This is a genomic window from Rhodoferax sp. GW821-FHT07F03 (genome assembly GCF_059418745.1).
This window is the reverse complement of record NZ_JBWKQM010000002.1, coordinates 1-14,499: the sequence shown is the minus strand read 5'-3', so window position 1 is coordinate 14,499 and position 14,499 is coordinate 1. Positions and strand designations below refer to the sequence as shown.

The 14,499-nt window shown below is 62.1% G+C and carries 16 protein-coding genes; 2 read left to right on the top strand and 14 right to left on the bottom strand.

The features are described 5' to 3' along the window. Window positions 1-5: 5 nt before the first annotated feature. From AC07R0_RS02725 to AC07R0_RS02660, 14 genes are all read right to left on the bottom strand, one after another. Window positions 6-644 carry a 2-hydroxychromene-2-carboxylate isomerase gene (locus AC07R0_RS02725; RefSeq protein ID WP_495103701.1) on the bottom strand — a complete coding sequence of 213 codons (639 nt, stop codon included), beginning with the start codon at window positions 642-644 and terminating at the stop codon, window positions 6-8. A 26-nt stretch (window positions 645-670) separates the two neighbouring features. Further along, a complete protein-coding gene (locus tag AC07R0_RS02720; protein ID WP_495103700.1) occupies window positions 671-2,527 on the bottom strand; it encodes a DUF3857 domain-containing transglutaminase family protein in 1,857 nt (618 codons plus the stop codon). Between the two features lie 87 nt (window positions 2,528-2,614). Next, a complete protein-coding gene (locus tag AC07R0_RS02715) occupies window positions 2,615-2,770 on the bottom strand; it encodes a DUF1289 domain-containing protein (protein ID WP_495103699.1) in 156 nt (51 codons plus the stop codon). Between the two features lie 59 nt (window positions 2,771-2,829). After that, a complete protein-coding gene (locus AC07R0_RS02710) occupies window positions 2,830-3,336 on the bottom strand; it encodes a YbaK/EbsC family protein (protein ID WP_495103698.1) in 507 nt (168 codons plus the stop codon). 10 nt (window positions 3,337-3,346) lie between these two features. Next, complete coding sequence (locus AC07R0_RS02705) at window positions 3,347-4,141, bottom strand: alpha/beta fold hydrolase (protein WP_495103697.1); 795 nt, start codon at window positions 4,139-4,141, stop codon at window positions 3,347-3,349. 59 nt (window positions 4,142-4,200) lie between these two features. Continuing rightward, window positions 4,201-5,109, bottom strand: coding sequence for a hydroxymethylglutaryl-CoA lyase (locus tag AC07R0_RS02700; protein ID WP_495103696.1), 909 nt, complete (start codon window positions 5,107-5,109; stop codon window positions 4,201-4,203). Between the two features lie 17 nt (window positions 5,110-5,126). Further along, on the bottom strand, window positions 5,127-5,780 hold the full coding sequence (locus AC07R0_RS02695) for a DUF3226 domain-containing protein (protein ID WP_495103695.1): 654 nt from the start codon (window positions 5,778-5,780) through the stop codon (window positions 5,127-5,129). After that, entirely contained in the window at window positions 5,767-6,801 is a 1,035-nt protein-coding gene (locus tag AC07R0_RS02690; protein ID WP_495103694.1) for an AAA family ATPase, read from the bottom strand. The genes AC07R0_RS02695 and AC07R0_RS02690 overlap by 14 nt, the downstream gene beginning before the upstream one ends. A gap of 120 nt (window positions 6,802-6,921) precedes the next feature. Then, window positions 6,922-7,842, bottom strand: coding sequence for a 2-hydroxyacid dehydrogenase (locus tag AC07R0_RS02685; protein ID WP_495103693.1), 921 nt, complete (start codon window positions 7,840-7,842; stop codon window positions 6,922-6,924). 57 nt (window positions 7,843-7,899) lie between these two features. Next, window positions 7,900-8,973, bottom strand: a complete 1,074-nt coding sequence (locus AC07R0_RS02680) for a hypothetical protein (protein ID WP_495103692.1) — start codon at window positions 8,971-8,973, stop codon at window positions 7,900-7,902. Between the two features lie 68 nt (window positions 8,974-9,041). Then, window positions 9,042-10,193 carry a dienelactone hydrolase family protein gene (locus tag AC07R0_RS02675; RefSeq protein ID WP_495103691.1) on the bottom strand — a complete coding sequence of 384 codons (1,152 nt, stop codon included), beginning with the start codon at window positions 10,191-10,193 and terminating at the stop codon, window positions 9,042-9,044. After that, entirely contained in the window at window positions 10,190-11,362 is a 1,173-nt protein-coding gene (locus AC07R0_RS02670) for an FAD-dependent oxidoreductase (protein ID WP_495103690.1), read from the bottom strand. The genes AC07R0_RS02675 and AC07R0_RS02670 overlap by 4 nt, the downstream gene beginning before the upstream one ends. A 131-nt stretch (window positions 11,363-11,493) precedes the next feature. Next, on the bottom strand, window positions 11,494-11,658 hold the full coding sequence (locus tag AC07R0_RS02665; RefSeq protein WP_495103689.1) for a rubredoxin: 165 nt from the start codon (window positions 11,656-11,658) through the stop codon (window positions 11,494-11,496). Between the two features lie 220 nt (window positions 11,659-11,878). Continuing rightward, window positions 11,879-12,364, bottom strand: a complete 486-nt coding sequence (locus AC07R0_RS02660) for a rubrerythrin family protein (protein ID WP_495074036.1) — start codon at window positions 12,362-12,364, stop codon at window positions 11,879-11,881. Window positions 12,365-12,561: 197 nt separating this feature from the next. Between AC07R0_RS02660 and AC07R0_RS02655 the strand changes: the two genes are divergently transcribed. Both AC07R0_RS02655 and AC07R0_RS02650 read left to right on the top strand, forming a co-directional pair. Continuing rightward, on the top strand, window positions 12,562-13,743 hold the full coding sequence (locus tag AC07R0_RS02655; protein ID WP_495103688.1) for a helix-turn-helix transcriptional regulator: 1,182 nt from the start codon (window positions 12,562-12,564) through the stop codon (window positions 13,741-13,743). A gap of 172 nt (window positions 13,744-13,915) precedes the next feature. After that, on the top strand, window positions 13,916-14,437 hold the full coding sequence (locus tag AC07R0_RS02650) for a hypothetical protein (protein WP_495103687.1): 522 nt from the start codon (window positions 13,916-13,918) through the stop codon (window positions 14,435-14,437). The last annotated feature ends 62 nt before the right edge of the window (window positions 14,438-14,499 follow it).

Genomic DNA, 14,499 nt, shown 5'->3' with positions numbered 1-14,499 from the left:
CCTGGTTAGGTTCTGCCAGCCGCCTGCGCTACGCGGCTGGCAGCCTCCCACGCGGGGCCGTCGAACCAGGCGTCCCCCGCACAGTAAGCGCGCAGCATGGGCAAGGCGTCCATGCCCCAGAACAGCTTGCCATCCACTTCAAAAGTGGGCACACCAAACACCCCTTTTTGCAGTGCCGCATCGGTGGCCTGTTTCAATGCAGTCTTGACCTCGCCCCCCATCGGGTCGCGCAGCAGCGGCCATTGCTGCTGCAACGCGGCAAAGCGGACTGGATCGGCCGCATCCGCACCACCGCACCACACGTGCTGGAACACAGCCTCGGTCAAGTGGCGGCTAGGCAGCCCCTGCGGGTCGCAGGCCAGAGCCAGACGCAACAGCGGCAGCGGGTTGAATGGGTGCACCACCGGCAGGTCCAGCGCAATGCCCTCGGCATGCGCCAGCCACTGCACATGGCGGTACAGCCAGTCACGCTTGGCCGGCACCTCGGCCGGGCCGCGCACGCCGTGGTACTGCAGCAACCCGCCCAGAAACACCGGCTGGTAGGCGACGGAATAGCTCAGGCCCTGCAGCGCCCGTGGCAGCTTGTGAAACGCCAGGTACGCATAGGGAGAGACGACATCGAAATAAAAGGTAATGTGCTTCATCGCATCCCGAGACCGCCAGTGGGGGCCTATTGCTGGTAGATCAGCTGTTGACGCAGGTTTTTCGCAATCGCCTGCATGGAGGGCTTGCGCTGGGCATACAGAGCAACATCGCACACCATGGACGGATTACGATCCACAAACTCGCGGTCGCCTTGCAGCACCTGCTTGTCCAAACTGTAATGGGCGTTAAAGCGCAGCCCCTCTCCCTCGAAGGCCAGATCCTTGGGTGGATGCTGCAAGGTAAACAAGGGATCAAACTGCAGCTTGAATTCTTCGCGCACCCACTTGGGCTGACAAGGCATGGCAAAGCGCCGCTGCTCCGTGCTGAAATTCCCCAGGTTGTCCAGGATATACACCTGCAGATTCGGGATGCTCGGGTTGGCGCGCAGACTGCCCGCTTCCGGGTTCGACACGTAGTGTGGAATCAAAATGTCCAGCTCCAGCGTCTGCTCAGCGCGATCCCGGTCCAATGGTGGGTATCGCAGGGTGCCGGTGCCGGTGATTTTCGCCGCCTCCAGCCAGCCTCGCACCGCCTCACCCTCCTTGCCCGCAGGTATCTGCGCCAAACGGTCTTGCAACCACAGCGCGGCCTGCCCGCTTGCGGCAATATGCACAGAGCCCTGAAGCGCGCCCTCCGCACTGATCTGAAAGTCGCTGCGGCTTTCCATCCGGTTGCGCTCGGGGGTCAAAACCGGTGTTTGACCCACGCTGCTGCCCTGTACGCGCGCCAGCAGCACCGGTTTGCCGTACACGCCCCTGGGCAAGGAGCCGAAAGGCACCGAGGTGCCCGTGGGGTCCAGATAAAGATCCTGCGCAGGCACGTACACGATGACATGGTTGAAACCCGCCGCGACCGAGTTCAGCGCGTAGTCCCCCCCCGTATTGATCAATGCGGGAACGGCCTCCACGCCGACCGCCTTCAGCAGGCCGATCAACAACAGCATATGGTCTTTGCAGTCGCCATAGCGGGTGTCCAGAATATGCGCCATGTCGTTGGGCTCCCAGCCACCGGCCCCCAGGTAGACGGCGTTGTAACGGATGTTCTTGCGCACCCAGTCATACAGTGCCTTGGCCTTCTCCGCGGGCTCGGTCAGCCCTTTCGTCTCGCGCTCGGCAATGTCGCGCAGTGCGGAATGGGGAGCCAGCTTGGGCTGCACCACCCGAGCAAAGCGATCCGCCAGCGCCTCATTGCTCACCAAGGAAGACACCAGCACCCGCGCCACGGTGGTAGACGCATTGCTGGTGCCCGGGTCGTAGGCCCTGGCGGCTACCTGACCGGTAAAGCGCTGGATTTGCAAACCATCCGCCTCGCTGCGGCTGACTTCAACGCCTTGCGTCTCTACCGCCAGGGCCAGGTCCTTGGGTGCCTGCACTTCGACCAGCAGCTTTTCCGTGTTGACGTTGTAGTTGGCAAACCAGCTGAAGCTGCGCCAGCCAGGTAACAGGGGCTTCAGCTGCGTCTGCTTGTGGTGCAGCACAACGCGGTCGCCCACTTGCACATCGGGGAATTTCAGCTGCCAGACCCGCAACTCGGGCCATGTCATGCCTGTGCTGCCTCCCAAAGCGCCACTTTGCTTCTGAATGGCATCTGGTGACACCGGCAGGCGCCGACCATCAGGCTTGAGGGTGTATGCCTCCACCAACTCCAGGGCTTGCCAACCGTCCTGGTAACTCAGTGGAACGCTGCTGATGCTTTGCGCGCCTTCGGGCGACAACACCCGGTACACCAGCCGCTGCTCCAGAACACTGGTCTCGTCCGCCAGGAACCGCCAGGTCTGCCGGTCCTCCTCGATCACCAGCTTGCTGGCCTGCGCACGGGCTCCTTGGCACACAAACACCAGGCAGAAGATGCTGAACACGTGAAACAACCGGTGGAGATGCATGGCGAGCCCGTGGCAATGTATTCAAGAGGCGCATCATACGAGTGCAAGCCCAGCCCCGCACACCCCCGTGACCTGGTGCCCCGGACTTTACAAACCCGCCGAGGCCAGCCGCATCCAGACCGCGCGCTTGGCCGCAACATCCATGCTGCTCCAGGCGGCAATCTCGTCCAGGGTGCGCAGGCAGCCTATGCACAGGGCACCTGCTGTGTCCAGCTGGCAGATGGACACGCATGGAGATTCCACATCAAATTGGCCGCTGGCGCAGATAACACCTGCGCGAGCAGCTATCAAATCAGTAGCATTCACACCACAGACTCGGCCAGTGCCACATCGGCCACCGGCGCACCTGTGAGGTGCCGCAGGTCCGCCGGAGCCAGCGCGAACACCGCGTGCGGATGGCCGGCGGCAGCCCATATTTCGGCAAAGCGGAACAGGTCCTGGTCTATCAGTGTCACCGGGGGCGTGGCATGGCCCAGTGGCGCCACACCGCCGATGCTGAAACCCGTGTGCGACTTCACAAATGCCGCATCGGCCCGGCCCACCGCGCCGACCAGTGCCACCACCTTGGCCTCGTCCACACGGCGGTCGCCCGAGGTGACGACCAGCACCGCCGCGTCGTCCGACAGGCGGCGGAAGATGATGCTCTTAGCGATCTGCCCCAGGGCGATGCCCAGCGCATCCGCCGCCTGCTGGGCAGTACGCGCAGCATCCTCCAGCATGCGCGGCATATGCAAGTGGCCCTGGGCCTGCAGCGCGGCGGCCACCCGTTGCACGCCCTCGGGCAGGGGTTTGAGTTCAGCTCCACACATGCTCAGTTCCTTATTCCAAATTTTTGATCCAGGCAGCCACCTGGGTGGCCGCCACATCGGGAGTGTCACCATGGCCGGCGTTTACCACCACGTACTGGCTCTTGGGGTTCGGCGGCGCCTTGCTGTAGGCGAAGTCCGCTCCCTGAGGAAACAGCGGGTCGCCGGTGCCAACGACCCATAACAACGGCACTGACCTCTTGAAGCCCGCTGCCGTCTTGGGCATGTGCCCAAGCCCCTCGGGGTCGAAATAGCTCCACAGCGCATCGGCACGCATGCGCATGCTGCGCTTCTTGCCCTGGTTGAAGTCCTCCATATCCAACAACTCCTCACCCTTGCCCGCCACGACCAGTCCACGCGCAGCATCCACCACACTGCGCCCGATACCACGCTCGTACATTGTCCCCGGCGAGTGCCCCGGTGCCAGCGCCACGATGGCATCGGCATCGCCGATGGTCGCCATATAGGCCAACGCAGCATTCGCACCGAAGCTGTGTCCCGCCACGACCACGCGCTTGTAGCCCTGAACCCGGAAGTCCTTCACCTGGGCATCGATATCTGCCAGCGCGGAGCTATACGGCTGGTCGTACCCCCGCCGCTCAGACCAGGGCATTTCTAGCGACTTGAAATCACAGACGGACTCCATCTTTCGTCCAAAAAATGCGATGTACTTGGTGCTGCTCCATTTGCCGTGCAGCAACACCATGGCGCACTCCTTGCCCTCGGCATGCACCGGCACTACTGCCGCCAGCAAGCCGCACGCCACCAACCAGGCACGGACCATCCGCGAAGCAAGTAGGGAAGCCATAGCTGGAACTCCTATAGAAAAAACTGAAAAGCCGTCGGCATGCGAGCCAGCCGGCGCACCTAGGTGCCGCGCCGGTTCAGCAATGCAGTGGCAGCCCGCGACTGTGGCTTGCGCCCCAGAAAGTCACTGATAAAAGCGCCGGCATCGACAAGTTGCTCAAGATGAACACCCGTATCAATGCCCATGCCATGCAACATATAGACCACGTCCTCGGTGGCCACGTTGCCGGTGGCACCCTTGGCATACGGGCAGCCGCCCAGGCCAGCCACCGACGCGTCGAACTGCCACACGCCCAGCTGCAGCGCGGCCAGCGTATTCGCCAGCGCCTGGCCGTAGGTGTCGTGGAAGTGGCCAGACACGGCGTCCAGCGCGAAATGCTGCAAGGCTGCCTCCAGCGCGCGCTGCACCTTCAGCGGCGTGCCCACGCCAATCGTGTCGGCCACACCCACATGCTGCACGCCGATCTCGCGCATTAGCCGCGCCACCATGGCCACGCGCTCGGGCGCCACTTCGCCCTCGTAAGGGCAGCCTACCGCACAAGAGATGGCGCCGCGCACCGCCACGTTCTGCGCCAGCGCCGCCTGCACCACCGGGCGGAAGCGCTCTATGCTTTCTTCGATGCTGCAGTTGATGTTGCGCTGGCTGAAGGCCTCGCTGGCGGCGGCAAACACCACCACCTCGTCCGGCCGGGTCGGCAGGGCCGCCTCCAGGCCACGCAGATTGGGCACCAGCACGCTATAGCGCACACCGGGCTTGCGCACGATGCCGGCCATGACCTCGGCGTTGTCGGCCATCTGCGGCACCCACTTGGGGCTGACAAAGCTGGTGACTTCGATCTCGGTCAGACCGGCCTGCTGCAGGCGCTGCACCAGTTCGATCTTGACCGCCGCCGGCACCGGCTGCTTTTCATTCTGCAGCCCGTCACGCGGGCCGACATCGACGAGTTTGACGCGGGATGGCAAGGGCATATTGCTCCGCTAGATGGTTAGATGTTGTCCTGTTGAAGCGCGTCATCCACCATGGACAACAAGCCTTCAACAAACTGCTTGATCGGAGCAAATGCAGCGTGGTCGTAATTCAACAGCTCAACCCGTGAATGCTTCTTCTGCGCCTTGAACACATTGCCGTATGCGTTACCAAGACGTGCACTAAGCCATGCCTGCACCGCTATTTTGTCTTGCTGTGCGTGCGTCCTCACCCCTAAGTGCGGTACAACACAGTCCCGAAAACCAGTGGCACAAACCGCCACAGGGTCATCCTGCAGCGCTTGCAGTACCAAAGCCTCAAATGCACCAGATTCGTCCTCATTCGGAAGCTGAAGCTTCCTGCAAGGTCGCTGAATCTCCGGCTCGACTTCAGCAAATAAATTGCCCCAGCGCTGTGCTGTTGCCTGCGGATCATCTTCACTATCCGTGATAACACCCACAACCTGCAGCAGGCCCGGACTACGCACCCTCAAGGCTCTAAAACGGCGGGGAAAATTATCGGCCCCTTGCACACACTCAATGTCGATGTTTTCCGCGCGGTCTGGAAACCAGTGCTCGCACATTTTTTGCACCAAGTACTCTTCGTCCTCCCCCTCCACCAGAAGCAACACGGGCGCAGTAATCGCGTCATTCCCCAACTTAACGGACTTCATAGCCCGCCTCCATGACCGTTTCCAAGTCCCCATCGTTGATGATGACCGCACGCACGTTGTCGCTGTCTCGTTCCAGGCGGATAAGCTGGAAGTCTTGCAAGCGGCCTGCATCGGCAAAGGTTTGGTAAGCGGCGCGAATGCAGTCCCAACTGTGCGTGGTCATCAAGGTCTGAACGCCATGCTGGGCAGCTACGTCTTGGATGCCACGAAACAAAGTAGGCAGAGAGGAATAGTGGATACCGTTTTCGATCTCGTCCATCAACGCAAGCTTGGAATTATTAACAAGCAGACTGCTATACAGATGCACCAAGCGGCTGAATCCATGTCCCATCTGTGGCAATGGCAAAGCATCGCCAACACCTTGTAGCTCGACATAGATACGCTGCTCACTATCTGGAGACAAAGAATGCATATCCTCTAACCGCGGTTCAATGCGCTGCAGCATTGCTAACAAAACACGTTTTTTTCTGGCAAGCACCGCTTGATCAAATAATTGAACCAAGCCAAGCTGGCTTGGTAAGTGCACAGACACAGGTAACGGGTCAAGAAATGACACCTCTTGAATTGCATCACCCGCTGAGATCAAAAGCTCTGTACTGTTCATTGCGAATCGCGCAGCAACCGCATTTTGATCAGCCACAACCCTGGGACCTGAGATCAATCGACGTATCCGCAAATTGTTGTGCGTGATTGCCTGCAATGGAAAAAAATTTCTTTTTTCGATTGGAATATTGAATTCCGTACGCAAGATATACCCGTCGACATTAGATAGCTCAATACTGCAATCACGTTTACCTAAAACCGAATCAACGTATCGATTGTTATCACCACCTTCCGCCACGCGAAATAAAGACGCAACTTGCTGAAACCGATCAACATTCGATGCCCCAAGATAAACAGCTTCCAGGACAGATGTTTTCCCCACGTTCTGTCCACCCAAGATCAAGTTGACCTTGCGTAATGGAGCTATCTCCGTATCCCGAAAACCCTTGAACTGCTGGATATGAATTTTGGTCAACATGGCACTACTCTTTCATGGCGAAGCCGCCGTCTCTAAGCTGATTGGACCCAATACTAAGGCCTGCAGCGTCTACTTATCCGCGCCTTTATCGACCCGCTTGACGCGGGATGGCAAGGGCATTTAATAACCTCTTTCACGTTCCACCACGCCTACCACGGGCTGGCCTTGCAGCAGGGCCTGCAGCTTGGCGATGATCTGCGCCAGGCTATCCGGCAGCAGGGTGCGCGCCGAAATGTGCGGGGTAATGTGGATCTGGGGGCGACCCCAGAACGGGTGTTGCGATGGTAGTGGTTCGGTGCGGAACACGTCCAGCGTGGCGCCGGCCAGGTGGCCGCTGTCCAGCAGGGCCAGCAGGTCGGCATCCACCAGGTGGCCGCCGCGCGCCACGTTGATCAGATAGCCGCCGGGCTTCAGCTGCGACAGGGTGTGCCGGTTGAGGATGTTCTCGGTATCCTGCGTGAGCGGCAGCAGACATACCAGCACCCGGCTGGCGGCCAGAAACGCGTCCAGCTGCGCGCTGCCGGCAAAGCATTGCACGCCGTCCACCGCCTTGGGCTGGCGGCTCCAGCCCTGCACCGGGAAGCCAAAGCCGCGTACCGCCTGCGCCACCTGTGTGCCCAGCACGCCCAGGCCCATCACGCCCACCGGGAAATCGCTGCGCAGCGCGGGCTCACGCCGGACCCAGCGGCCAGCCCGCGCGTCGGTCTGGTAACCGTCCATGTCGCGGAACAGGCGCAGCAGCGCATGGCACACGAACTCCACCATTTGCGCGGCCATGCCGGCGTCGTCCAGCCGCACCAGCAGGGTTTGTGGCGGGATGCGCAGGCGCATCAGCGCGTCCACACCGGCGCCCAGGTTGAACACGGCTTTCAGCCCCGGCTGTTCGTCAAAAAATGCCTGCGGTGGCGCCCACACCAGTGCGTAGTCGGCCGGCGGGCTGCCGGGCTCCCACAGTGCCACTTCGGCCTGCGGCCACACGGCGTGCAAACCATTTATCCAAAACTCCAGCGGCCCATCCGGCTGGTACAAGGCAATCCGCATCCACGTCCCCTCTTGTCTGAAAAACCTATTGTGTATGCGGACAGACCGGGCCGAGGTTCAGGGGGCTTTCGCGGGTGTCGCAGACTTGGCGGGTGGCACCCAGACCACCACGTTGTCCACGGCGTACAGCTGGCACGGCGTCTGGCTGGCACGGCGGCAGCGGGCCAGGGCGCGCTCGGCCGGGTCGTGCGGCTCGGAGGCATCGTCGGGGTCGCGGCCCACGCTGTAAATCACTTTCTGGCTGGACAAGACGAACGCGCGCGGCAGGGGTTGGCCCAGCCAGTCGCGGTAGGCCTTGCGCACATGCTCAGCGTTGTAGGGCAAGGCGTCCAGATCGTCCAGCTTGGCATAGCCGGATGCGCGGTAGGGCACGACGACCCGGCTGTCATCGGCAGACGCGGCTGGCACCGGGGCAATCGCCTGGGTAGGCTCCGCCACCACGGCACGCGCTGGAATGGGCGGCAGCTTGACCTCGGTGCTGCGCTTCTCCATGAAGCCACGCAGCAGGTCGGGCAGCTGCTTGGCCCAGGCGATCATTTCTTCGTCGTTCTCCACGGCCTGGGCGGGCACGAACACCCGCACCCGACCGTAGTCATTGCGCCCGTACTTGGTGTAGACCACTTCGTAGGCGGCACCGGGCGGCGAGATGGACTGCGCCTGCAGCCATTGCTGTGCCTGGATGTAGAACTCACCCTGCGTGCCCAGCAAATGGCCGGACCGCTGGAATACCTGCAGGCATTCCGATTCCTTCCAGTTGCTGCCAAAGCTGTCGCTGAACAAGGGGTTGCGCAGCTTGCAGGTCTCGGCATCCCAGTCGGCTCCGGCCACGCTGCGGGCCGGCATCTCCAATACCACACCGGCACGCATATGGCCGGCCTGCACATCCAGCGCATAGGCGGCAAACACCGCCAGCCGTGGCGGCGGGCCGCGCTTCACGCTCCACTGGGCCTGGGCTACGTAAGTCCAGTTGCCGTCGGGCAGTTGCAAGGTGCGGGCGCCTATGCTGAGCTGCTTGTCGGCCACCGGCTGCGCGGGCGGTCCGGCGGTCACGTCGATGGCAAACGCGGGCACGGCCAGCGCCGCCAGCCCCAGCGCGCACAGCCAGCGCGGGATGTTTCTCACAATGTCCATGGTGTCTCCAGATATTCTGGAGGGCGAGTATCCCACCGTCACGCCATGGACCGACGGGTTGACAGCTATCAGTCGCCTGCAGGCACTTTCCATACGACGGTGTCGTCCACCGCGTACAGCTGGCAGCTCTTGTCTTTGGCAAGCGCATTGCAGCGCTCCAGCGCCGCCGCCATGGCATTGGAACGCGCACTTGACCAGGCCCAGGCAGCCCCCGTGGTCGACAACGCAAAAGCTTTAGGCGGCTCGGCCGCCAGATACTGCAGATAGCCACGCTGGCGGGTCTCTTTGCCGCCGGGCAAGGCTTTTTCGTCCTCCAGGCGGGCAAATCCGGTGCCGGTGGGGGGCGGGTTTTCATGCTGAATCAGCGCCAGCTTGAACAGCTGGCTGTGGGGCAGACCCAACTCGGCCAGGAAAGCATCCACCTCTGGCACCCAGATCGGCAAGCCCGCAGCGGAGCCAAACATGGCATGCGAGTCACTTCCAAAAGTACCAAACGCGACGAGGCGGGCCTTGCCGCCGCCGTCGCGGTAATGCTGGTACATGTCTTTGTAATGCCAGGGCTGCCAAAACGAGTCGTTGTCGCCATAGAACCACAGCGAAGGCACATCCGTTTCAGAAGCGTAGCTTTCGAACGCGCGGGACAGCGCGTTCTGCCACCCTGGGCAACCGTCTTGCCGCAAACCCCCGGCAAAATTGACCAGCCCCCTGACGCCCGGATAGTGAAAGGTGCCAAACGCCAGCGTCGTCAAGCCGCCATGCGACTGCCCCACCACAAGTATGCGGCCCAGGTCCGCATCGGGTTGGGTTTTCAGGTATTCGAGCACCGCACGCACGTCTTCCGCCTGTGCCAGACCGTTGCCCTCCACATTGCAGCCACTGCCGATATAGGAGCCCGTCGATTGCGCAAAACCCTGGCGCATAGGCACCAGCACCATATAGCCCCGCTGCAGAAATTCGCGCGCCTGCCGCTCGTAACGCTGGCGCGGCTGAAAGTGCGGGTTCCCTGGCGACTTGCCATGGTTAATAAGCACCACGGGGAACGGGCCGGCACCAGGTGGTCGGTAGATGGTAGTTTGCAGCTCCGTGCCCAAAAGACCCGGCTTGCGCACCATCAGCACTTGTTCCCGCAAAGCGGCATTGAGCGCAGGCTCTGTCTGCGCGAATGCGGTAGTGACCGCAACGCCGAACCAAAGGGCCCAGCCGGCAAGCCCGCGCATCATGCCGCCATCTGCTTCACCAACGCCATGCGCTTGCTGGTGTGGCTGCCGGTAAGCACAAAGCCGTGGTGCGTGTCCGCCGCCTCGGCCGAGGCGAACCACCATTCGCCCAGTACCTGCTCCACCCACTGGCCCAGCTGGCCGGGTGCGGGCGGGTGCGCCACGATGGGCAGAGCCGGGGTTTTGATGGCTACCGGCATGGCCTGGAATGCCAGCGCGGTGTCGGTGCCATGGAGGTTGGCGGCCAGTGCCTTGGCTGCCGCCATGATGGGCATCACATAGGGCAAAGTGCGGCCGGTGGGCGCGCCAAGGCTGGCTGCGCTGGCGTACTGGGCGGCATCGCCCAGGGCCCATACATGGGCGGCGCTGGTGCGCAGCTGCTTGTCCACCAGAATGCCACGCTCCACCGCAATACCGCTGGCCTGGGCCAGCGCCATGTCGGCACGCAGGCCCACGGCGCTGAGCACGATGTCTGCGCTGAGCGTCTGGCCGTTCGACAGGCCCAGGCTAAGTCCGTCGGTAGCGGTGTCCACACGCTGCACCGTGGCGCCCAGCTGCCATTGCACGGCCAGCTCGGATAGGGCTGCCTGCAGCTGCGTGCTGGCCGTGGGCGGCAGCAAGGCGGCCAGGGGCCGGTCGGACGGGTCGATCACCGTCACCCGGTAGCCCGCGCCGGCCAGGTCGTTGGCAAATTCGCAGCCGATCAGACCGGCGCCCATGATCGCCACACGCGCGCCCTCGCCCAAGGCGGTCAGGCGCTGGTGGAAGACGGCAAAGTCGTCCAGCGAGTTGACCGACAGCACGCCATCGGCTGCATCACCCTGCAGCGGTACGCGGATGGGCTGGGCGCCGGTGGCCAGCACCAGGTCGCGGTAGGGCAAGGGGCCGGCGCCGGTGTGCAGCGTCTGCGTGGCCGTGTCGATGGCCGTGACCTGGGTATGGGGCAGCAGCGTAACGTTCAGCGTCTGCGCGATGGTGGCGGCCGGCGTAGTCACCAGTTGCGCCGGGCCGCGCTTCTGGCCAAAGGCATTGGACAGCGTGGGCTTGGCATAGAAATCACCGGCATTGGCGGTCACCAGGGTGATGGGCGTGGTGGTGTCTAGCTTACGGAACTCGCGTGCGGTTTGCCAGCCGGCCAGGCCGGCGCCAATGATCAAAACGGGATAGGACATAGGGCTTGGATATGGAAAAGGCTTGCTGCCGCGACGGCCAGCGAAACGCACGGCGCAGAGCGGGGGGAATAAAAAATGGCTGCAGGGGTAAGCACCACCAGCAGCCATTTTCGCTTGCGGAAACTGGATTCTTAAATCTCTACCGGCTCAAAGTCGGCCTTGGCCACGCCGCATTCCGGGCATTCCCAGCTGGCAGGCACGTCGGCCCACAGGGTGCCGGCGGCAATGCCGTCTTCGGGGCGGCCGGTGGCCTCGTCATAGATGAAGCCGCAAACGATACAGATATAGGTTTTCATGGTGGTTTCCTTATTGCTCACCCCAGGCTACAGTGCTGCGCACTTTCCGCCTCCCCCCTTGCAGGGGGCAACACCAGCAGCCTGGCAAAGCCAGCTCTGCGGTGTTTTTGGTGGGCGTGCGTCTCAGCTGAAGACTGGGTTGGTGAAGTTGGTTAATGGTCTGTAAAAATGCCTCTAGCGCAGATAAATCGAGCGCAAGCAGCTATGAAAATTGCAGCAATTATGCCGCCAGCGTGGCCAGTTGCGCCTTGTAGTGGTTGGCGTGGCGCTCCTCCACCTTGGCCAGGGCGGCAAAGCGTTTCTGGGCTTTTTCCAGCACGGCCTTGAACTGGGCTGCATGGACCTTGGACTCTTCGATCTGCTCGTCCATCTCGGCCACGGCGGCGGCGTTGCCCTCGGCTTCGGCGGTGGCCCGGAAGCCGGGGTACATCTCACTGTACTCATAGGTTTCACCGTCGATGGCGATTTGCAGGGCCTTGGCAGGCGTCATGCTGGCCTTGGGGTAGAGCAAATCCAGGTGGCCAAAGGCGTGCATGACTTCCTGGTCGGCCGTGGCTTCAAAGGCGCGGGCCGTAGCCTCGTCACCGGCTTCGCGCGACAGCTTGGCGAAGTAGCGGTACTTGATATGGGCCATGGATTCGCCAGCGAAGGCGGCTTCGAGGTTGGCGAGGGTCTTGATTTCGGGGCGTTGGGCGGGCGTGGTCATCGTGGGCTCCTGTAGGTTGGTAATGCGAACAGGAGCAATCTTACGGGTCACACGACAAAAATTACAATTGATAAAACAAAATCGATTGATAGTAACTATTTAGACATCCCCAGCCCTGGCCCGCAGCATGTACGAAAACATATCTGATTCGTAACAGACTCATTACAATTCTCAGCGTCTTTGCCTATGGAAGCCAGATGACTGCACGCTCGCTTGCACTACTTAACGATTTGCTGGGCCGCCTGTATGACGGCGTCATGACATCCGAGGGCTTCCAGTCCTTCATCAAAGCGCTGCGGGAGCTTTTCCAGCTCAAGGGCGTATCGCTGATGGTGCGGCATGCAGAAACGCAGGAAATTCGGGGCATATGGCTTTGCGGTATCTCCCAGTCGGAGATAGAAAGCTACGTCCTGGAATATGCGGACGAAGACATGCTGGCGCAACACATCATGCGCTCGCCCGTGGCCCACTTCTACGCCAGCAACCTGGATGTACCCCACCCCGAACGCATTCCGGAAAGCCGCTTCTACAAAGAGTGGGTGATCCCGCAAGGCATGGCCTATGCTGCTGGGGCGATTGTGTTGCAAGAGGGTCCCTGGTCCACCCTGCTATTTGTGCAAAAAGCGCCATCGCACCCGCCTTTCGTCCGTGCGGAAATGGAGGAACTCAACCTGCTGATACCGCATCTGCAGCGCGCCATCCAGATGCGCCAGCGCTTCACCGAGCTGCAGCTGGGTCAGAACTTCCTGATCGCAGGCCTGGACGTTCTGGCCATGCCCACCTTTTTGCTGGCGGAAGACGGCCTGGTGGTGCACCACAACCGCAGCGCGACCACGATGCTGGCGACGCTGCCGGACATACGTATAGACCAGGGACACCTGCAAACCAACGACCGGGCCACCAACCGCAAGCTCAACTGGGAAATTGCCCAGGCCGTACGCACGCGCCTGGACCACCGCAATGAAATGAATGGCGTGGTGTTGATGCCCCGCAGCGGCCACCAGCCGCTGATGCTCATGATTACCCCGCTACCGCTGCCGGAACCCTCCACCGTGCGCGGTGCGGCACTGATGTTTGCCTTCAACCCCGAGGCCACGCCCCGCGCCACGCTGGACCTGGTGCGGCGGCTGTTCACGCTCTCCAACGCCGAGGCGGAACTGGCCGTCGCCCTGTGCAGCGGCAAGGCGCTGGACGATGTGGTGGAAGACCGCGGCACCTCCATCAACACGGTGAAGAGCCAACTCAAGAACATTTTTCTCAAAACCGGCACCAAACGCCAGTCGGAACTGGTCGCCCTTCTGCTGTCCAGCCCCGCCTATTTTCTGGCGACCGAGTATCCCGCGCTTCCCGCGCAAGCCATCTTGGCGGCCGGGTTCTAGATCCATCTTTTTAAGGGCCACTCACCCGTTCGGGTGATAGCGCGTTCGCGCCCGCCGATACACACTTGGTTACATGTGAGCCATCCCCCTGGGAATGGCTCCATCGGGCGACTGCAACCGCCCGTTCCAAGAGGGCATAGCGCGCCCGGATATCTATCTAAAAGGACACACGATGCATCTTTCTCGCAAGCAACTCGGTCTGGCCCTGGCCTCCTCAGCGCTGCTGGGCCTGGCCGCCTGTGGCGACGGTGGCAGCAGCCCCACCACGGCTACAGCGACCACGACAACCTTCAGCGGCACCGCCGCCACCGGCGCCGCCATGGCAGGCGCCACGGTTTCCATCAGCTGTGCTGCCGGCTCCGGCACCGCGACCACCTCCACCACTGGCAGCTATACCGCCAGCCTCACGGGCGTAACGCTACCCTGCGCCGTCAAAGCCACCAGCAGCGATGGCAACACGGTGCTGTACTCGGTTGTCGCGCCCGGCACCAGCACCACCCAGGCGGCCAATATCACACCGCTGACGCAACTGCTGGTCGCCAGCCTGGCCGGCACCGACCCCGCCAGCTTCTTCAGCAACTTCAGCAGCAGCGCCAGCACAGTCACCACCAGCAGTATCAGCACCGCACAGACCGCAGTCCTGACCACGCTGAGCAACGCCGGCCTGGATGTCTCCAGCCTAACGAGGCTGTAAAAAAATCCGGTTCCCACACGCGCAACTATGGCGTTGCCCTGTGCGCAGATCGAGTTTCGTGA